This window comes from Pseudomonas sp. CIP-10 (genome assembly GCF_020911845.1).
Taxonomy (GTDB): Bacteria; Pseudomonadota; Gammaproteobacteria; order Pseudomonadales; family Pseudomonadaceae; genus Aquipseudomonas; species Aquipseudomonas alloputida.
In genome coordinates, this window is sequence record NZ_CP087160.1 from 1953082 (window position 1) to 1972153 (window position 19072).

18 protein-coding genes are annotated in these 19072 nt (G+C 62.5%); 9 read left to right on the forward strand and 9 right to left on the reverse strand.

Features of this window, described 5'->3' with window-relative positions:
* The 4 genes from LMH93_RS08700 to gloB all read right to left on the reverse strand — a co-directional run bounded on the left by LMH93_RS08700 (position 1) and on the right by gloB (position 6240).
* Positions 1-1836, reverse strand: coding sequence for an extracellular solute-binding protein (locus LMH93_RS08700; protein WP_070095847.1), 1836 nt, complete (start codon positions 1834-1836; stop codon positions 1-3).
* Positions 1833-3662: an extracellular solute-binding protein gene (locus LMH93_RS08705; protein ID WP_033725687.1), complete on the reverse strand. Its 1830-nt coding sequence runs from the start codon at positions 3660-3662 to the stop codon at positions 1833-1835. Before LMH93_RS08705 ends, LMH93_RS08700 begins: the two co-directional genes overlap by 4 nt.
* 267 nt (positions 3663-3929) lie before the next feature.
* Complete coding sequence (locus tag LMH93_RS08710; protein ID WP_004576948.1) at positions 3930-5360, reverse strand: lytic transglycosylase domain-containing protein; 1431 nt, start codon at positions 5358-5360, stop codon at positions 3930-3932.
* 100 nt (positions 5361-5460) lie between these two features.
* Positions 5461-6240, reverse strand: a complete 780-nt coding sequence (gene gloB, locus LMH93_RS08715; protein WP_004576947.1) for a hydroxyacylglutathione hydrolase — start codon at positions 6238-6240, stop codon at positions 5461-5463.
* Between the two features lie 85 nt (positions 6241-6325).
* Between gloB and LMH93_RS08720 the strand changes: the two genes are divergently transcribed.
* The 4 genes from LMH93_RS08720 (at position 6326) to LMH93_RS08735 (ending at position 10885) form a co-directional block, all read left to right on the forward strand.
* Complete coding sequence (locus tag LMH93_RS08720; RefSeq protein WP_003251461.1) at positions 6326-7099, forward strand: class I SAM-dependent methyltransferase; 774 nt, start codon at positions 6326-6328, stop codon at positions 7097-7099.
* A 15-nt stretch (positions 7100-7114) separates the two neighbouring features.
* Positions 7115-7561: a ribonuclease HI gene (gene rnhA, locus LMH93_RS08725; protein WP_003251460.1), complete on the forward strand. Its 447-nt coding sequence runs from the start codon at positions 7115-7117 to the stop codon at positions 7559-7561.
* A 50-nt stretch (positions 7562-7611) separates the two neighbouring features.
* Positions 7612-8370 carry a DNA polymerase III subunit epsilon gene (gene dnaQ, locus LMH93_RS08730; protein ID WP_003251459.1) on the forward strand — a complete coding sequence of 253 codons (759 nt, stop codon included), beginning with the start codon at positions 7612-7614 and terminating at the stop codon, positions 8368-8370.
* Positions 8371-8635: 265 nt separating this feature from the next.
* Positions 8636-10885, forward strand: a complete 2250-nt coding sequence (locus LMH93_RS08735) for an Orn/Lys/Arg decarboxylase N-terminal domain-containing protein (RefSeq protein WP_098091332.1) — start codon at positions 8636-8638, stop codon at positions 10883-10885.
* Here LMH93_RS08735 and LMH93_RS08740 read toward each other — a convergent pair.
* Positions 10869-11087, reverse strand: coding sequence for a hypothetical protein (locus LMH93_RS08740; protein ID WP_003251457.1), 219 nt, complete (start codon positions 11085-11087; stop codon positions 10869-10871). The two genes, LMH93_RS08735 and LMH93_RS08740, sit on opposite strands and share 17 nt — an antisense overlap.
* Positions 11088-11243: 156 nt before the next feature.
* Between LMH93_RS08740 and chrR the strand changes: the two genes are divergently transcribed.
* A complete protein-coding gene (gene chrR / locus LMH93_RS08745; RefSeq protein ID WP_003251456.1) occupies positions 11244-11804 on the forward strand; it encodes a class I chromate reductase ChrR in 561 nt (186 codons plus the stop codon).
* Positions 11805-11907: 103 nt separating this feature from the next.
* On the opposite strand, the gene LMH93_RS08750 is transcribed toward chrR, so the two are convergent.
* Complete coding sequence (locus LMH93_RS08750) at positions 11908-13971, reverse strand: TonB-dependent receptor family protein (protein ID WP_070095842.1); 2064 nt, start codon at positions 13969-13971, stop codon at positions 11908-11910.
* A 220-nt stretch (positions 13972-14191) separates the two neighbouring features.
* Here LMH93_RS08750 and LMH93_RS08755 point away from each other — a divergent pair, with 220 nt between their 5' ends.
* Genes LMH93_RS08755 through LMH93_RS08765 form a run of 3 tightly spaced genes read left to right on the forward strand, consistent with a single transcriptional unit; the run spans position 14192 to position 15155 of the window.
* Positions 14192-14440, forward strand: a complete 249-nt coding sequence (locus tag LMH93_RS08755; RefSeq protein ID WP_003251454.1) for a helix-turn-helix domain-containing protein — start codon at positions 14192-14194, stop codon at positions 14438-14440.
* Positions 14441-14452: 12 nt separating this feature from the next.
* Positions 14453-14800, forward strand: a complete 348-nt coding sequence (locus tag LMH93_RS08760; protein WP_070095841.1) for a head completion/stabilization protein — start codon at positions 14453-14455, stop codon at positions 14798-14800.
* On the forward strand, positions 14793-15155 hold the full coding sequence (locus LMH93_RS08765) for a hypothetical protein (RefSeq protein ID WP_004576943.1): 363 nt from the start codon (positions 14793-14795) through the stop codon (positions 15153-15155). The genes LMH93_RS08760 and LMH93_RS08765 overlap by 8 nt, the downstream gene beginning before the upstream one ends.
* Here LMH93_RS08765 and LMH93_RS08770 read toward each other — a convergent pair.
* Entirely contained in the window at positions 15152-15529 is a 378-nt protein-coding gene (locus tag LMH93_RS08770; protein ID WP_012051766.1) for a helix-turn-helix domain-containing protein, read from the reverse strand. The two genes, LMH93_RS08765 and LMH93_RS08770, sit on opposite strands and share 4 nt — an antisense overlap.
* Before the next feature lie 179 nt (positions 15530-15708).
* Between LMH93_RS08770 and LMH93_RS08775 the strand changes: the two genes are divergently transcribed.
* The gene (locus tag LMH93_RS08775) at positions 15709-15972 is read left to right on the forward strand and encodes an ogr/Delta-like zinc finger family protein (RefSeq protein ID WP_004576942.1); all 264 of its coding nucleotides are present in this window, start codon (positions 15709-15711) and stop codon (positions 15970-15972) included.
* A 90-nt stretch (positions 15973-16062) separates the two neighbouring features.
* Here the strand turns inward: LMH93_RS08775 and nuoN are convergent, their stop codons facing one another.
* Both nuoN and nuoM read right to left on the reverse strand, forming a co-directional pair.
* Positions 16063-17532 carry an NADH-quinone oxidoreductase subunit NuoN gene (nuoN, locus tag LMH93_RS08780; RefSeq protein WP_003251449.1) on the reverse strand — a complete coding sequence of 490 codons (1470 nt, stop codon included), beginning with the start codon at positions 17530-17532 and terminating at the stop codon, positions 16063-16065.
* Positions 17533-17539: 7 nt separating this feature from the next.
* On the reverse strand, positions 17540-19072 hold the full coding sequence (gene nuoM / locus LMH93_RS08785) for an NADH-quinone oxidoreductase subunit M (protein WP_003251448.1): 1533 nt from the start codon (positions 19070-19072) through the stop codon (positions 17540-17542).

The following is a 19072-nucleotide window of genomic DNA, read 5'->3' on the forward strand; positions in this document are numbered from 1 at the left end:
TTAATTGGCCTCGTCCGCAGGCGCTTCGCTGACCGCCGGGGTTACACCGGGCTTGATCCACCAGGTGTCGATGCCGATGTCGTACTTGGGCGACACGCTCGGGTGGCCGATGTGGTTCCAGTAGGCCACACGCCAGGTCTTGATGTGCCAGTTGGGGATCACGTAGTAGCCCCACAGCAACACGCGGTCGAGGGCGCGGCAGTGGTCGATCAGGCTCTGGCGCGAGTCGGCGTTGATCAACTGGTCCACCAGTTGGTCGATGGCCGGGTCGCGCAGGCCGATGAAGTTGCGGCTGCCGGGGTTGTCGGCGGCGGCGCTGGACCAGAACTCGCGCTGCTCGTTGCCTGGCGAGTTGGATTGCGGGTAGCCGCCAACGATCATGTCGTAGTCACGCGAGCGCAGGCGGGTGATGTACTGCGAAACGTCGACGCGGCGAATGTTCAGCTCGATACCGAGGTCGGCAAGGTTGCGCTTGAACGGCAGCAGAATGCGTTCAAACTCGGTCTGCGCCAGCAGGAACTCGATGCTTGCCGGCTTGCCTTGGGCGTCGACCATCTTGTCGTCGACGATTTTCCAGCCGGCTTCCTGCAACAGCTTGTAGGCCTGGCGCTGTTGCTCGCGGATCATGCCGCTGCCGTCACTGACCGGGTTGTGGAAGACCTCGGTAAATACTTGCTCGGGCACTTTGCCGCGCAGTGGTTCGAGGATTTTCAGCTCGTTGGGGCTGGGTAGGCCGTGGGCGGCCATTTCCGAGTTGTCGAAGTAGCTGCCGGTACGGGTGTAGGCGCCGTTGAACAGCTGCTTGTTGGTCCACTCGTAGTCCAGCAGCAGGCTCAGGGCCTGGCGCACACGCACATCCTGGAACACCGGGCGGCGGATGTTGAAGATGAAGCCCTGCATGCCGGTGGGGTTGCCGTTGGGCAGCTCTTCCTTGATCAGCCGGCCGTCGCGCACGGCGGGCACGTTGTAAGCGGTGGCCCAGTTCTTAGCACTGACTTCCAGGCCATAGTCGAATGCCCCGGCCTTGAGGGCCTCCAGGGCGACGGTGGTGTCGCGGTAGGCGTCGAACGTCATGGCATCGAAGTTGTAGAAGCCGCGGTTGATGGGCAGGTCCTTTGCCCAGTAGTCCTTGACCCGCTCGTAGCGCACCGAGCGCCCGGCCTTGACCTCGGCGACCTTGTACGGGCCGCTGCCCAACGGGATTTCCAGGTTGCCGCGGTTGAACTCGCGGTTTTCGTACCAGTGCTTGGGCAGTACCGGCAGCTGGCCGAGAATCAATGGCAGCTCGCGGTTGTTCTTGTGCTTGAACTTGAACAGCACCTTGAGTGGATCTTCGGCGACCACTTCGGCGACGTCGGCGTAGTACTGGCGGTACAGCGGGGCGCCGTCCTTGATCAGGGCGTTGAACGTGAACACCACGTCGTCGGCGCGCATCGGATGGCCGTCATGGAAGCGCGCTTCGGGGCGCAGGTAGAAGCGTACCCAGCTGTTGTCCGGGGCCTTTTCGATCTTGCCGGCCACCAGGCCGTATTCGGTGAACGGTTCATCCTGGCTCTGGCGCATCAGGGTGTCATAGATAATGCCGATGTTCTCGGCCGCCACGCCTTTGTTGATGAACGGGTTGAGGCTGTCGAAGCCGCCGAAGCTGGACTGGCGGAAGGTGCCGCCCTTGGGCGCATCCGGGTTGACGTAGTCGAAGTGCTTGAAGTCGGCGGGGTACTTGGGTGGCTCGTCGTAAAGGGTGAGCGCGTGCTGCGGTGCGGCCAGCGCGGGAAGGCTCAGGCAGGCGAGCAACAGGCTGCCTGCCAGCCGGCGCAGACGGTGCGTTGGCGTCATTGGGCTTTCTCCGAAGTCTTGATCCACCAGCTGTTCAGCCCAAGGGTGTAGGGCGGCGTGGTGACGAAGGCGAACCGGTTGCGGTAGGCCAGGCGATGGTTGTCGAGGTACCAGTTGGGGATCATGTAGTAGTGCCATGAGAGCACGCGGTCCAGGGCGCGGGCAGCGGCGATCTGGTCATCGCGGGTGCGGGCGGCGAGCAGGGTGTCGAGCAGGTGGTCGACCACCGGGTCCTTGACCCCAGCATAGTTCTTGCTGCCCTTTGTCGCGGCCTGGCTGGAATGGAAGTACAGCCACTGTTCGAGGCCGGGGCTGAGGGTCTGGTTCAGGGTCATCAGAATCATGTCGAAATCGAACTGGTCCAGGCGTTGTTTGTACTGGGCACGGTCCACGGTGCGCAAGCGTGCATCGATGCCGATGCTGGACAGGTTTTCGACATAAGGTTGCAGGATGCGTTCAAGGTTGGGGTTTACCAACAGCAGCTCCATGCGCAGCTGCTGGCCCTTGCTGTCGACCAGGCGCTGGCCGTTCAGCTTCCACCCGGCTTCAGCGAGCAGGCCTAAGGCCTGGCGCAGGGTATGACGGCTGATGCCACGGCCATCGGTGTGGCTGACCTTGTACGGTTCGCTGAACAGCTTGGCGGGCAACTGGTCTCGGAACGGCGCCAGCAGCAGCCACTCCTTGCCGGTGGGCAGGCCGCTGGCGGCGAACTCGCTGTTGGGGTAGTAGCTGGTCGAGCGGCGGTAGGCGCTGCTGAACAGCGCGCGGTTGGTCCACTCGAAGTCCAGCATCAGCCCCAGCGCCTGGCGTACCCGCGGGTCACTGAACGCGGCCCGGCGGCTGTTCATGAACAGGCCCTGTGTTTGCGTGGGAATGCTGTGCGGGATTTGTGCCTTGATCACTTCACCGCGGCGCACGGCAGGGAAGTTGTAACCGTTGGCCCAGTTTTTTGCCTGGTGCTCGATATAGATGTCGAACTCGCCGGCCTTGAAGGCTTCGAAGGCCACCGTCGCGTCGCGATAGAACTCGTATTCGACCCGATTGAAATTGTACTTGCCACGGTTGACCGCCAGGTCTTTGCCCCAGTAGTTCTTCACCCGTTCAAACACCAGGCGTCGTCCGGGTTGTACCTGGGTGATGCGGTAGGGGCCGCTGCCCAAGGGGGGCTCGAAGGTGGTGGCCTTGAAGTCGCGCTTCTGCCAGTAGTGTTTGGGCAGCACCGGCATTTCGCCCAGACGCAGGATCAGCAGCGGGTTGCCGGCGCGTTTGAACACGAAGCGGATGCGCAGCGGGCCGAGGATGTCTACCCGCTGCACTTCCTGCAGGTTGGTGCGGTAGATCGGGTGGCCATCCTTGAGCAGCGTACGGTACGAGAAGGCCACGTCAGCCGAGGTGATGGGCTGGCCGTCATGCCAGCGGGCTTCGGGGCGCAGGTTGAACACCACCCAGCTGCGGTCCTCGCTGTACTCCACCGAGCGGGCGATCAGGCCGTAGCTGGAGGTTGGCTCGTCACCGGACGGGTCGTACTGGCCCGTGCCGACCATCAGTGGCTCGTTCAGCTCACTGATGCCGTACTGCTGGAAATTGGGCGTGGTAATCGGGCTCGACCCTTTGAAGGTGTAGGGGTTGAGCGTGTCGAAGGTACCAAAAGCCATGGCCCGCAACGTGCCGCCCTTGGGCGCTTGCGGGTTGACCCAGTCGAAGTGGGTGAAGGTGGCCGGGTACTTGAGCGTGCCGAACTGCGCGTATCCGTGGCTTTCGCTCACCATCGCGGCTGCGGGAAAGCTCAAGGCCAGGCTGAGTGACAGCAGGAGGGGACGTATCAAGTCGGCATCCGATCCAGAGGCGTTGGGCTTTGATCGAGTACAGTAACAGCTTGGTGGGGTTGGAAAAAGAGAGGTTTTGAAGGTGCGGGCCCCAAGCCGGGGGCAACAGGTGCCACGGTACCTGTGGGAGCGGCCTTGTGTCGCGAAAGGGCTGCGCAGCAGCCCCGGCAGTTTATGCTGAAAAGTTGAAATACTGGGGCCGCTCCGCGCCCCTATCGCGACACCAGGCCGCTCTCACAAGGCCGCGTGAGGGCCCTGGTTGCGGGATCAATGCCCGAGGTAGACGGTCAGGGTCTGGCCTGGCTTGAGGGCATGGCCGCTGCGTGGGTTCCAGCGCTTGAGGTGCTTCATTTCCACATTGAAGCGCTTGGCCACCAGGTACAGGGAATCGCCCTTGCGGACCTTGTATTGCGTGGAGCGCTTTCCGGAGGCGGCAACCCGGTTGCCGGCGGCGCTCGGTGCACTGCCACCGCGCAGGGCCAGAACCTGGCCAGCACGCAGACTGTTGCCGGACAAACGGTTCCAGCGCTTGATGTCCTTGACCGACACACGGTTGATCTTGGCGATGGCGCTCAGGTTATCGCCACGCTTGACCCGGTAGCTACGCGCCCCCACCGGTGCCTTGGCTTCGGCCACAGCCCGGGCAAACGCTGCTTTCGGCGGTTGCAGGCTGACCAGTTGCTCCGGGTTGAGGTTGGACAGGCTGGCACTGAGCAACTGCGCCTTGGCGGTGGGCACCAGCAGCTGTTTGGGGCCATCGACGGTCATGCGCTTCTTGAATGCCGGGTTGAGCTGGATCAGCTCGTCCTCGTCGATGTTGGCAAAGGCCGCGACCCGGGTAAGGTCCAGGCGGTCATTGATCGCCACCGCTTCGAAGTACGGTTCGTTGGCGATCGGGGTGAGATTGACACCATAGGCTTCTGGCGTGGACACCACCTGCGACAGTGCCAGCAACTTGGGTACGTAGTCGCGGGTTTCCTGTGGCAGCGGCAGGTTCCAGTAGTCGGTCGGCAGGCCGAGCCTTTCGTTGCGCTCGATGGCTCGGCTGACGGTGCCTTCGCCGGCATTGTAGGCCGCCAGGGCCAACAGCCAGTCGCCGTTGAACATGTCGTGCAGGCGGGTCAGGTAGTCCAGCGCGGCGTTGGTCGACGCGGTGACATCGCGGCGGCCGTCATAGAAGTTGGTCTGGCGCAGGTTGAAGTGGCGACCGGTAGCCGGCATGAACTGCCACATGCCGGCAGCGCTGGCGCGTGAGTAGGCCATGGGGTTGTAGGCACTTTCGATGGCTGGCAGCAGGGCCAGTTCCAGCGGCATGTCGCGTTCTTCAAGGCGCTCGACGATGTAGTGCAGGTAGAGGCTGCCACGTTCCCCGGCGCTTTCGATGAAGGTCGGGTTGCTGGCGAACCACAAGCGCTGCTGTTCGATGCGCGGGTTGACGTCGATGCTGTCCTGCAGGGCGAAGCCCTGGCGCATGCGCTCCCAGACATCCTGCGGCGCCTGCTCGGCCGGCTTGACCAGCAGCGGAGAAGGCTTGTGCTTGATCCGCGCCTGGTAGTTGTGCGCGCGAACGCTATCGGATTCGTCGAGCTGACGGGTGCTCTGGCAGCCCACCAAGGTGGCGGCCAGGGCCAGCGCACTGATTTGGGCCAGGCGCGTCAGGGCGACGGAATGAGAGGTTCTGCGGCTACGGGAAGACATCGGCTGATACAGGTATCCGGGCGAAAAAGTTCGGCGATTCTAGAAACCGCTCCGGGCCTGGTCAACCTTTGACCATCACTTGCGATATATCTTGCGGTTATCAGAAGGTGTCCTTCCAAGACCTCAAGGCAGCAAAAACAGCGACATGCGTGGTGTTTGAATGTCCCTTCCATTCGTCTGCTTTTTGTTTAACTAATGTTTCAGAGGTACGCAGAAAGGGGTTGGTCAGGCGCTCCAGGCCGATCGTTGATGGCAAACTGATGCGATTTTCGGCGCGCAAACGGCTAACGTCCTCGAACCGTTGTTGAACGTGCGGGTTGGTCGGTTCCACCGCCTTGGCGAAACGCAGGTTGCTGAGGGTGTACTCATGGGCGCAGTACACTGCTGTCTGCTCTGGCAGGGCCGCCAGGCGGGCGAGGGCCGGCTGCATCTGTTCGGGTGTACCTTCGAACATGCGCCCGCAACCGGCGGCGAACAGGGTATCGCCACTGAACAGGATGGGTGTTGCTGGCTGGTCGCTGAAGAAGGCGATATGCCCCAGGGTGTGGCCGGGTACCGCCAGCACCTGGAAAGTTACACCCAGCACGTCCACCCTGTCGCCTTCGTCCAGTGCCAGGTCGCGGCCGGGAATGCGTTCGTTGGCGGGGCCACAGACCCGTGCGCCGGTCAATTGCCTGAGCCGCTCCACACCGCCGACATGGTCATTGTGGTGGTGGGTGACGAGGATGTCGCTCAGCACCCATTCGGGGTTGGCAGCCAGCCAGCGCTCCACCGGGCCGGCATCGCCCGGGTCGACCACCGCACAACGGCGTTTGGCAGTATCCTGTAACAACCAGATGTAGTTGTCGGAGAAAGCGGGGAGAGCATCGATCTGTATCATGGTGCGGATCCGATTCGCCTAGCGTGGCACATGAGGGCATCTTAGCCGCGATGGCGCGGTGGGAGAACCTTCGAGGGAGAGCGCAATGACCGACCAAGCTTTTGCACAGGCCGACCCGGACTGGGTCGAGCTGATCAGCCTGGCCCGTGAGTGGTTCAACGGCCCACTTGGGCAACTGATGCTCAAGGAGGAGGACAAACTGCTGGAAGAAGAGCTCGGGCGCTTCTTTGGCGGCTATCTCGTGCATTACGGGCCCTGCGCCGAGCCACCGCCCAGAGCCCCCCAGGTGCAGCGTAACGTGCGCCTTGGTGCGCCCTTGCCGGGTGTGGAGATTGTCTGCGAAGAACAGGCCTGGCCGTTGAGCGAGCACGCTGCCGATGTGGTGGTGCTGCAGCATGGCCTGGACTTCTGCCTGTCGCCCCATGGCCTGCTGCGCGAGGCCGCCAGTGCCGTCCGCCCGGGCGGGCACCTGCTGATCGTGGGGATCAACCCCTGGAGCAGCTGGGGCATGCGCCATTTCTTCAGTCACGGTGCTCTGCGCAAGGCGCGCTGCATCTCGCCGTCCCGGGTGGGCGACTGGCTCAACCTGCTGGGCTTCGCGCTGGAGAAACGCCGCTTCGGGTGCTATCGTCCGCCGCTTGCCTCACCTGCCTGGCAGCAACGCCTGGAGGGCTGGGAGCGACTGGCCGGCGGCTGGCAGGGCTCCGGTGGCGGGGTGTACCTGCTGGTGGCGCGCAAGATGGTGGTAGGCCTGCGGCCTTTGCGGCCGGAACGCCGCGAGCCAATGGGCAAGCTGCTGCCGCTGCCACTGGCGAAAGTCAACCGCACCGCAGCCAACCCCGAAACTGACAAGCACTGAATTCAAGAGTGGTACATGAGCGATAGCGTCGAGATGTTTACTGATGGTGCCTGCAAGGGCAACCCTGGCCCGGGTGGCTGGGGCGTGCTGATGATCTATAAGGGCGTCGAGAAGGAACTGTGGGGCGGCGAACGTGAGACCACCAACAACCGCATGGAGCTGATGGCCGCGATCCAGGGCCTGATGTCGCTCAAACGTGAATGCGAGGTGGTGCTGACCACCGACTCGCAGTACGTGATGAAGGGCATCAACGAATGGATGGTCAACTGGAAGAAGCGCGGCTGGAAGACCGCCGCCAAGGAGCCGGTGAAGAACGCTGACTTGTGGCAGCAGCTCGATGAGCAGGTCAACCGCCACAAGGTGACCTGGAAGTGGGTACGCGGCCATATCGGCCACCCCGGCAACGAACGCGCCGACCAGCTGGCCAACCGTGGGGTCGATGAGGTGCGCGCCCAGCGTTGAGCTGGGGTACAATCGCGACCTTTGTAACGGATGCAAGTTGGAGCGCCCGCGTGGAGCAGCAGCAAGATAAACGGTTCGTCATTCTCGATACCGAAACCACGGGTATGCCGGTTGGCGAAGGCCACCGGATCATCGAGATCGGCTGTGTCGAGGTCATCGGCCGGCGCCTGACCGGGCGGCACTTCCACGTCTACCTGCAGCCCGACCGCGAGAGTGACGAGGGCGCGATCAACGTTCACGGCATCACGGATGCCTTCCTGGTCGGCAAGCCCCGCTTTGGCGATGTCGCCGAGGAGTTCTTCCAGTTCATCCAGGGTGCCACGCTGGTCATCCACAACGCGGCGTTCGACGTTGGCTTCATCAACAACGAATTCGCCTTGCTGGGCCAGCAGGACCGTGCTGACATTTCGCAGCACTGCACCATTCTGGACACCCTGTTGCTGGCACGTTCGCGCCACCCGGGGCAGCGCAACAGCCTGGATGCGCTGTGCAAACGCTACGACATCGACAACTCGGGCCGTGAGTTGCACGGCGCACTGCTCGACTCGGAACTGCTGGCCGACGTTTACCTGGCAATGACCGGTGGCCAGACCAGCCTGTCGTTGGCTGGGAATGGCGCAGATGCCGAAGAGGACGGGCAGGGCGCTGGCGGCAGCGAGATCCGCCGGATTGTCGGGCGTGCGCCAGGGCGGGTGATCATGGCCAGCGCTGAAGAGCTGGAGGCGCATGCCGAGCGGCTGGCGGCCATTGCCAAGTCGGCGGGTGGGCCTTCGCTGTGGCAGGCCCTGACTGAGACGCCAGCCGGCTGATCTTTCGCCCTGCAACAGAAGTGGAGATCGTTGTAGGCGCGGGTTTACCTGCCGAATACGGTGGCGGCTGCGGCGGTGAATGGCGGGGGCAGATTGGCCAGCAGGCCCGGCCCTTTCGCGGGTAAACCCGCTCCTACTGGGCACCGGTCGGTGATTGGACACAGGCCGTCGTAGGAGCGGGTTTACCCGCGAAAGGGCCAGTACAGGCAATACAAGGCTCAACTACCCTGAAATGGACGCCATGTCCTTCGGAGGTAGCCACCTGATGTACAAGGACCTCAAGTTCCCGATCCTCATCGTCCACCGCGCCATCAAGGCCGACAGTGTTGCTGGCGAACGTGTGCGCGGCATCGCCGAGGAATTGCGCCAGGATGGCTTTGCCATTCTCGCCGCCGCTGACCACGCCGAAGCGCGCCTGGTCGCTGCCACCCACCACGGCCTGGCCTGCATGCTCATTGCGGCCGAAGGCGCTGGCGAGAACACCCATCTGCTGCAGAACATGGCCGAGCTGATTGGCCTGGCCCGCCTGCGTGCACCCAACCTGCCGATCTTCGCCCTGGGCGAGCAGGTGACCCTGGAAAATGCTCCCGCCGAAGCCATGAGCGAGCTCAACCAGTTGCGTGGCATCCTTTACCTGTTCGAAGACACCGTGCCGTTTCTCGCCCGCCAGGTGGCGCGTGCTGCACACACCTACCTCGACGGCCTGCTGCCGCCGTTCTTCAAGGCGCTGGTGCAGCACACTGCGCAGTCCAACTACTCCTGGCACACCCCGGGCCATGGTGGCGGTGTGGCCTATCATAAAAGCCCGGTAGGCCAAGCCTTTCACCAGTTCTTCGGGGAAAACACCCTGCGCTCGGACCTGTCCGTTTCCGTGCCGGAGCTGGGTTCGCTGCTCGACCACACAGGCCCGCTGGCCGAAGCCGAGGCCAGGGCGGCGCGCAACTTCGGCGCCGACCACACCTTCTTCGTCATCAACGGTACCTCCACGGCCAACAAGATCGTCTGGCACGCCATGGTCGGTCGTGACGACCTGGTGCTGGTGGACCGCAACTGCCACAAGTCGGTGGTGCACGCGATCATCATGACGGGTGCCATCCCGCTGTACCTGTGCCCGGAGCGCAACGAGCTGGGCATCATCGGCCCGATCCCGCTCAGCGAGTTCAGCCCCGAGGCGATCGCCGCTAAGATTCAGGCCAACCCCCTTGCCCGTGATCGTGGGCAGCGTATCAAGCTGGCGGTAGTGACCAACTCCACCTACGACGGGCTGTGTTACCACGCCGGGCTGATCAAGCAGGCCCTGGGTGCCAGTGTCGAGGTGCTGCACTTCGACGAGGCCTGGTTTGCCTATGCTGCGTTCCACGACTTTTTCACCGGGCGCTACGCCATGGGCACCGCCTGCGCGGCAGACAGCCCGCTGGTGTTCAGTACCCATTCCACCCACAAGCTGCTCGCGGCGTTCAGCCAGGCTTCGATGATTCATGTGCAGGACGGGGCCAGGCGGCAGTTGGACCGGGACCGTTTCAACGAAGCGTTCATGATGCACATCTCTACCTCGCCGCAGTACAGCATTCTCGCCTCGCTGGATGTGGCTTCGGCCATGATGGAAGGGCCGGCCGGGCGCTCGCTGCTGCAGGAGATGTTCGACGAGGCGTTGAGTTTTCGTCGTGCCCTGGCCAACCTGCGTGAGCACATTGCCGCAGAGGACTGGTGGTTCAGCATCTGGCAGCCGCCAAGTGCCGAGGGCATCCCCCGTCTGGCCGCGCAGGACTGGTTGTTGCAGCCGGGGGCGCAATGGCATGGTTTTGGTGAAGTGGCGGCCGACTATGTGCTGCTCGACCCGCTGAAAGTGACTTTGGTGATGCCGGGCCTGAGCGCTGATGGTGTGCTGGGCGCGCACGGCATCCCGGCGGCAGTAGTCAGCAAGTTTCTCTGGGAGCGCGGGCTGGTGGTGGAAAAAACCGGCCTGTACAGCTTTCTGGTGCTGTTTTCCATGGGCATCACCAAGGGCAAGTGGAGCACCTTGCTCACCGAACTGCTGGAGTTCAAGCGCCACTATGACGGCAACACCCCGCTCAGCAATTGCCTGCCGAGTGTGGGGGCTGCCGACGCCCTCCGCTACCAGGGCATAGGCCTGCGCGACCTGTGCGACCAGTTACATGACTGCTACCGCGTCAATGCCACGGCCAAGCAGCTGAAGCGGCTGTTCACTCGTTTGCCGGAGGTGGCCGTAAGCCCGGCCCAGGCCTATGACAAGATGGTGCGTGGCGAGGTGGAGGCGGTACCGATCGAGGCGCTGCTGGGGCGTGTGGCGGCAGTGATGCTGGTGCCGTACCCGCCTGGCATTCCGTTGATCATGCCGGGTGAGCGGTTCACCGAGGCGACCCGCTCGATCCTGGACTACTTGGCATTCGCCCGAGCATTCAACCAGGGCTTTCCCGGGTTTGTCGCCGATGTGCACGGCCTGCAGCACGAAGGGGGCCGCTACACGGTGGATTGCATCACGGAATGCGCGTGATCTCGACGCCGGAGCGTGCCAGTTCGAAACGGTTATCACCCAGGTGGTTGACCTTGTCGCCGATGGCCAGGCGGTAGGTGGTGATGGGGGCGCCCAGCGTGCTGCCGTCGAGTTGCAGGGTGGATTCCTGAAACTCGTGCACGGGGTAGATGCGGCCTTCGGCGTCACGGGCGTGGAATTGGCCGACCATTACTGCTGCCATTTGGGTGGAAACCTCTGAATTACGTAGGAAATGTATGAAGGCATAGACCGTGAAACAGACGCGGAAGTTTTCGCCTTGCGGAAAAAAAACTTAGGCACTGGAGAACGGTCATCTATAACTACAACGTCTATTTAACCCGCAAAGGTTGGAATTGCCATGAGCCAGGTGTATTCGGTAGCAGTCGTCGTGGGCAGCTTGCGCAAGGAGTCCTACAACCGCAAGGTCGCCCGCGCACTTTCGGAGCTGGCGCCGTCCAGCCTTGCGCTGAAGATCGTCGAGATTGGCGACCTGCCGCTGTACAACGAAGATATCGAAGCCGAGGCACCGCCGGAAACCTGGAAGCGTTTTCGCGATGAAATCCGCCGCAGTGATGCGGTGTTGTTCGTCACCCCGGAATACAACCGCTCGGTGCCAGGCTGCCTGAAAAATGCCATCGATGTGGGTTCGCGTCCTTACGGGCAAAGTGCCTGGAGCGGCAAGCCGACGGCGGTGGTGAGTGTGTCGCCGGGGGCGATTGGTGGCTTTGGCGCCAACCATGCGGTGCGCCAGTCGCTGGTGTTTCTCGACATGCCCTGCATGCAGATGCCCGAGGCTTACCTTGGCGGTGCGGCGAGCTTGTTCGAGGATTCGGGCAAGCTCAACGACAAGACGCGACCGTTCTTGCAGGCGTTTGTCGACAGGTTTGCTTCATGGGTGAAGTTGAACAGGGCGGTCTGAGCCCCGAATGATGCTGTGCAGCGCCCCTGTGTAGGCGCGGGTTTACCCGCGAATGCGGCATTGAATTTGCCGACGCATTCGCAGGTAAATCCGCGCCTACCCGTCAGCGGAAGCTGTAGGAAACCCCGGCATATACGCCAAATCCTTCGCCCGGTGTCGAACGGGCATTGTCCTTGCCAGCGTCGTTGTAGGCCGGCGTCACGGTCGCTGCATAGCGCTGGTTGGTCAGGTTGCGCAGGTCCAGCCAGGTCTGCCAGTCCTGTTTCGGTGAGTCCCAGCCAACGCGTGCGCCGAGCAAGGCATATTCATCGGCGTGGTAGCTATTGGCGTAGTCCACCTGCACCTTCGAAGCCATTTGTGTGTTGACCCCGGCATAGAAGCCGCTCGGCCAGTCATAGCGCAGCTCGGCCTGGTAGTAGTGCATGGGGATGCCGGGCAGACGGTTGTCGCCAAACGTGTCGTCATCACGGTAGTGGAAGTCGCTGAAGGTGTAGGCCTGGCGCAAGCTCAGCTTGCCAGTGCCCGCGCGTTCCCACAGGGTGCTGTCGAGGCCGGCTTCCACGCCTTGGTGCACGGTAGCGCTGGCGTTGAATTCCTTGGCCGGGGCGCCTTGCACGATTTCCACCGCCAGCAATTCATGGCGAACCTGCGAGTAGTACCACGCTAGGTCCCAATGCCCCAATGCCGATTCGCCGCGTGTGCCCAATTCCAGTGTGGTGGCGGTCTGGTTTTGCATTTCGATCGGTTGGTTCGCTGTGGGCGCACTCCAGATCAGGGCCCAGGGATGGGGCGGCTCTACCGAGCGGCTCAGGTTGCCGTACACCTGCAAGTCCGGGCGGATGTCGTAGCGCAGCCCCAGGCGGGGTGCATAGTCCCAGTCATGCATGCTCACCTTGCCGCCTTCAGCGGGGTAGGTCACGTCACTTTCGCGGCGTGTGTAGATCATGGCCAGGCCGGTGCTCAGCCACAGGTTGGGGACCAGTTCCAGATCGTTGCCAACATGCAGCACGGTGTCCGAGCCCTGGTAGGTGAAGTCACGGGTGCGCTCGCCGAACACATCGCCATTGCGGGTAAATTGCGAAGCGCCGCTGTTTGGCAGGTGCTTGGTGGTACGCCAACCGACGGTGGTCTTGCTCTCGCGCCCGAACAGTGTGTCGCGGCGGAAATAGTTCAGCGTACCGCTGACATCGGTATAGGCGACCTTCAGGCGCATGGGGCCTTCGCGCAGGTCCATCGGGTAGTCGTGATAGACCAGGCCGGCTTCCAGGCGCGCCTCGTCGTCGAGGTAGAAGGTGGTCTTGTTGCCCACCCAGGTGCTGCCTGGTTGCGGGCGGCTGTCGTCGCGTGCCAGATAGTTGGGGTTGGCCGCGCGTGGGTGGTGCTTGATCTGGTCTTTGGTCAGGCGCCCAGGCAGTTCGTTTTCAGTTTCCCGGTAGCGCAGGTAGAAGCGGGTTTCCAGGTCGGGGTTGAAGCGGTAACCGACATTGGCGGCAATGCCCTTGGCGCTGCCGCTGCTGTGCGCCTGGTAGCCGTCATATTCCGAGTCGGTCAGGGCCACGTAATAGTCGAGATTGCCCAGCACCTGGCCCGAACTGATGTGCCGATGCTGGTAGCCGCGGCTACCGACCTCGTAGCGTACTTGCAGTGCAGGCGCGTCGTAGCCGGTGTGGGTGACGTAGTTGATGGCACCGCCCAAGGCCAGGGAGCCTTGGTCAAAGCCATTGGCGCCACGCAGCACTTCGGCACGGCTCAGCCACAGCGGTTCGAACAATTCGTAAGGCGTGCCGCCCGGGCCGGTCAGCGGCAGGCCGTCGAACATCGTGTAAACGCCGGAACCGTGCGCCCCCGGCGCGCGGTTGAGGCCCGAGCCGCGTATCGACAGCTTGATGCCGTCGTTGCCTGCCGATTGGGCGAACACCCCAGGCTGGTAGGCCAGCACGTCCTGGTTGCTGGCCACTCGGCCTTGCCCCACGCGCTGCATGTCCACCAGGTTGCTGGCTCCCGGTATTTCACGCAGGCGCTCGCTGGCTGCCGTCAGCTCGTTCTGCTCCTCATCGGTGATCAGCACTCGGCCCAATTCGACCGAGGATGCCCCCAGAGCGGGCTGAGTAGCAGCCAAGGCCGCCAGCAGACCGAGGCAGGACGAGAGGGGTAAATCGGAACGCATTGTACGACTCCAGGCGAAAGGCGAATGGACAACGGCGTTGAGACGAGCGAAATGCGGCTTGGAGCACGCAGAAAGTCAGCAAATCGTGCGTAACCTTCGTCATACGGTCTTGTACGAAAGTTCTTTACAAACCACGGCGGTGGAGGTGGGTGGCCTGTGCTTCGTAAGGTGACTGCAGGTAGGCAGTAATGCCTCGCTCAATCACCCGTGGAGTTCAAACATGACTGACAACGCTCGACACTCGCAGCAACCCTTGGCGGACGCCCCGGTTCGCCTGACGCCACGTGAACAGCAAGTGCTGTTGTGGTGTGCTTATGGCAAGAGCTCGTGGGAGATCGGCCAGATCCTTGAATGCAAGGAGTCGACGGTGAACTTTCACGTGTCCAACATCCTGCGCAAATTTGAAGTGCCTACCCGGGTGGCAGCTGTGATCAAGGCCATTCGCTACGGCATGCTGGCCGAGCAGTAAGGGGGGTAGAGCATGAGCAACGATCCTCGGCTACCGCGCTTTGTCGATTGCCATGACCCGTTCTGGCCGCGAGTGGATTTGGGCAGTTTGCGTGAGCATCTGCAACTGCCGCGGGCTGTCAGTGATGCTGCTTTGGAAGTGGCCGCGCGCTGCGCTGCTATCGAGGCAGCACGCGAATTCGCCCGCTGGCGGTCAGTGCTGCGAGAGCGGGGCTACAAGCGCCTCGAGGATGTGGCCGGGCATGATCATGGGCGTGCCTTGCGGGTGTGCTACATCCGTTTTGTCGAAGCGGCGGTCATGTATAGCTTGGGGGCAACCGCCTGCCTGCCTGTTCCGCGCGGAGGGCAAGCCCATGCCTGAGCGACCTGTTTTAGACAGTTTGACCTCGGCATTGGTGGCGTTCCTGGGGGTGGATGGCGATGTGTTGTTCGCCGCGTTGCTGGGGGCATTGCTGGTGAGCGCGGCACGCGATCGATTGATCACCAATGAGACCAGGCGCCTGACACTGGCCAAGAAACTCCTGCTGGTATTCGTGACCGTGGGCGTGGGCCATTTGTTTGAGCCACTGGTTTCGTCATTGGTGCCTTTGCTGACTCGGGGCATGTCGGCATTCGTGGCCGCTGTGGTGGTGATCCCCATCAGCCTCAAGGTCATGGTCTGGCTGGATACACTCGACCCGCGCGAGCTTATCCAGCGCTGGCGCCGTCGGGGTTAGCCATTGGTTGCGACGCCGAGCTCACTCAGTTGCTGTTCCAACTGCTGGATGCGCTGCTTGTCCTTGATGAACAGCAGGATGGCCTGGCGATCGCTGTGCGAGAGCGTGCGCAGCCGTTCGAGCATGTCGCACTCCCAACCCGCATCACTTGGTGCGGCGTTGTGCTCGGCATGGCCCAGCAATAGCCAGTCCAGTGAGCATGCATGCTTTTTGGCGATGTCTATGCAAAGTGAGTAAGGGATGCTTTCGCGAACCTTCCAGCTGCTCAGCGTTTGCGGGCTGACCGACAGTGCACGTGACAGCTCGGCATCTGTGTTTGCGCCAGTGAGAAGCTTAAGGCGGGTGAGCACCTCAGCAAGTATGTGAGTACTCATAACAAATATCCATGACTGGTTTAATGATATTCCATGGGCTTAAACTACTCGTTATGAATACAGCCCTGCGTTTTAAGGAGCACTTCTGCAATGAGAACCATCAAATTGAAGAATACACCCACAGTTGCAGCCAATACTGATACACAGGCTAGCCTGGGCAATGCTAGCAGGTACTTGCCGTGAGTACTTACAAGCTGGTTTGCCCGCATTGCCACAGCCGGATGCGCATACGTACTAGCGAAGGGCGCCATATTTTCCTGCGAATCGCTTATTTGCAATGCACCACCGAGGCGTGTGGCTGGTCAGTGCGCGCCGAATTCGAAATGACCCATGAACTCTCCCCCAGCGGCATGCCCAATCCGGAAGTGTACCTGCCTTCGGCCAATGGTGATTTGCGCAAGGCCGCCTTGCCGGGCGCAGGCCAGGGCTGCCCGAGTGAGTGAGGCACCATTGGGCGCAGGTAGCAAAACGTGCAGATAAAAAAACACCCCGCCTAGGCGGGGTGTTTTCTGTTACCGGGGCTGCCGGGGTGATCAACCGATCAGTTGCAGGCCCGCTTGCTGAACCAGTTCCAGCAGGGGCTGCGGGTACACGCCCAGTACGAAAGCGAGAATGGCGATAGCCAGCAGCATGACGCCGCCGGTGCGCTGTTCCCACTTCAGCGGGGCGTCGTGACGACGCAGATTCGGCTCGACCAGGTACAGGGTAACCATGACGCGCAGGTAATAGTACACGCCGATGGCGCTACCGATCACCAGTGCACCGACCAACCACCACAGGTGCGATTCGACGCCGGTAGCGATGATGTAGAACTTGCCGATGAAGCCGGCGGTCAGCGGGATACCCGCCAGCGACAGCATCATCACGGTCAGTACCGCTGTCAGGTACGGGCGGCGCCAGAACAGGCCGCGGTACTCGTACAGTGCATCGGCGTCACGGCCGCCGTATGGCGAGGACATCAGGGTGATGACGCCGAAGGCGCCCAGGCTGGTGATCACGTAGGTGACCAGGTAAACGCCCATGGCTTCCAGGGCCAGGCCCTTGCTGGCGACCAACGCGATGACCAGGTAACCGAAGTGGGCGATGGACGAGTAACCCAGCAGACGCTTGAGGTTGCTCTGGGTCAGCGCCAGCAGGTTACCAATCAGGATCGAGGCTACGGCAATCACCGCCAGTACGGTGCTGAGCACGCCGCTGCTGGCAGCAGGGGAGAGCATGAACAGGCGTACGACAACGGCGAATACTGCCACCTTGCTGGCGGTTGCCAGGAACGCGGCGACCGGCGCCGGAGCGCCTTCGTACACGTCCGGGGTCCACAGATGGAACGGCACCAGCGACAGCTTGAAGGCCAGGCCGACCAGCATCATGCCCAGGCCCAGCTGGGCCACCAGGCTTGGCATGCTGGTGGTAGCCAGGGCTTTGCCGATCTGGTCGAAGCTCAGGCTGCCGGCGTCGGCGTACAGCAGGGCCATGCCGAACAGCAGGAAAGCCGAGCCTGCGGCCGACAGCACCATGTACTTGATGCCGGCTTCCAGCGATCGCTTGTTGAAGAAGGCATACGCCACCAGGCCGTAGACCGGTACCGACAGCAGCTCCAGGCCGATGAACAAGCCGGCCAGGTGGTTGGCGCTGACCAGCACCAGGCCACCGAGGGCCGACATCAGCAGCAACAGGTACAGTTCTTCACGGTTGCCCGGGAAACCCTTGGAACCCTCGCCGAGGTAGGCGTGGGCAAGGGTGACGCAGGCCAGCGTCGCGATGAGGATGATCGCCATGTACAGGCAGGCGAATTTGTCGATGGTGATCAGCGAGGTGACCGCCAGCGGCGCGACCTTAAGCGCCGGCAGGAGCGACAGCAGGGCCAGGTTCAGGCCCACGGTGGACAGCAGGAAGGTCTGCGAGTGGTTGCGCTTCCAGGCGATCGCCAGCATCACCACCACCGTGGTGATGGTGGTGATCAGCATCGGCGCCAATGCGATGAAGTGTTGAGTGGTGAATTCCATAGCGCTCTTACCGGGCCGAAGCGAGTTGAGTGAAAGCGGATCCGAGCCACTGCTGCACACCACTCATGGTGGCGGCAGAGGTGTCGAGGAACGGCTGCGGATACACGCCCAGCAGGATCAGCAATACCGCCAGACCCAGAACCATGATCAGTTCGCGACCGTCCATGCCGGCCAGCACGGTGTCGGTCTTGGCCGGGCCGAAGTAGGCGCGGTGGATCATGATCAGCGAGTACACCGAACCGAACACCAGGCCGGTGGTGGCAATCACGGTGATCCACGGTACATGCACGAAGCTGCCGATCAGGATCAGGAACTCGCCGACGAAGTTGCCGGTGCCTGGCAGGCCCAGCGATGCCGCTGCGAAGAACAGGCTGATGGCCGGCAGGTAAGCGATGCGGTGCCACAGGCCACCCATCTGGCGCATGTCACGGGTGTGCAGGCGCTCGTACAGCTGGCCAGACAGGATGAACAGTGCCGCAGCCGACAGGCCGTGGGCCAGCATCTGGATCACCGCACCTTGCAGGGCCTGCTGGCTGCCGGAGTAGATACCGATCAGCACGAAGCCCATGTGCGAGACGCTGGAGAAGGCGATCAGGCGCTTGATGTCGGTTTGTGCGAAGGCCAGGAAGGCACCGTAGAAGATACCGATCAGGCCCAGGGTCATGGCGATCGGCGCGAACTCGGCCGAGGCGTTCGGGAACAGCGGCAGGGCGAAGCGCAGCAGGCCGTAGGCCGCGGTCTTCAGCAAGATACCCGCCAGGTCCACCGAGCCTGCGGTCGGTGCCTGGGCGTGAGCGTCAGGCAGCCAGGAGTGGAACGGCACCACCGGCAGCTTCACCGCGAAGGCGATGAAGAAGCCCAGCATCAGCACGTACTCGACACCGGCAGGCAACTCGGCCTTGAGCAGGTCGCTGTAGTTGAAGGTGAGCACGCCAGTGGTGTTGTAGTTGACCAGCACCAGGCCCAGGATCGCCACCAGCATGATCAGGCCGCTGGCCTGGGTGAAGATGAAGAACTTGGTCGCCGCGTAGATCCGGGTCTTCTTGCCGTCTGCCGAGCTGTGACCCCAGAGCGCGATGAGGAAGTACATCGGCACCAGCATCATTTCCCAGAAGAAGAAGAACAGGAACAGGTCCAGGGCCAGGAACACACCGACCACGCCGCCGAGGATCCACATCAGGTTGAGGTGGAAGAAGCCGACGTGGCGCTGGATCTCTTTCCAGGAACACAGTACCGACAGCACACCGAGCAGGCCGGTGAGCAGGATCATCAGCAGCGAAAGGCCATCAAGGGCCAGGTGGATGCTGATGCCGAAGCGCTGGATCCACTGGACTTTGTATTCCAGGGCCCAGGCCGGTTCGGCGCCCGGGGCGGGAGCAAGGGTGTAGTCGCCGGTACCCCACAGCCACAGGCCGATGCCAAGCAGCAGGGACATGGTAAGCAGCGCGATCCAGCGCGGCAGGGTGGCGCCGAAGCGCTCACCCAGCCAGCACAGGAAGCCGCCGATGAAGGGGATCAGGATCAGCCAAGGCAAAATCAT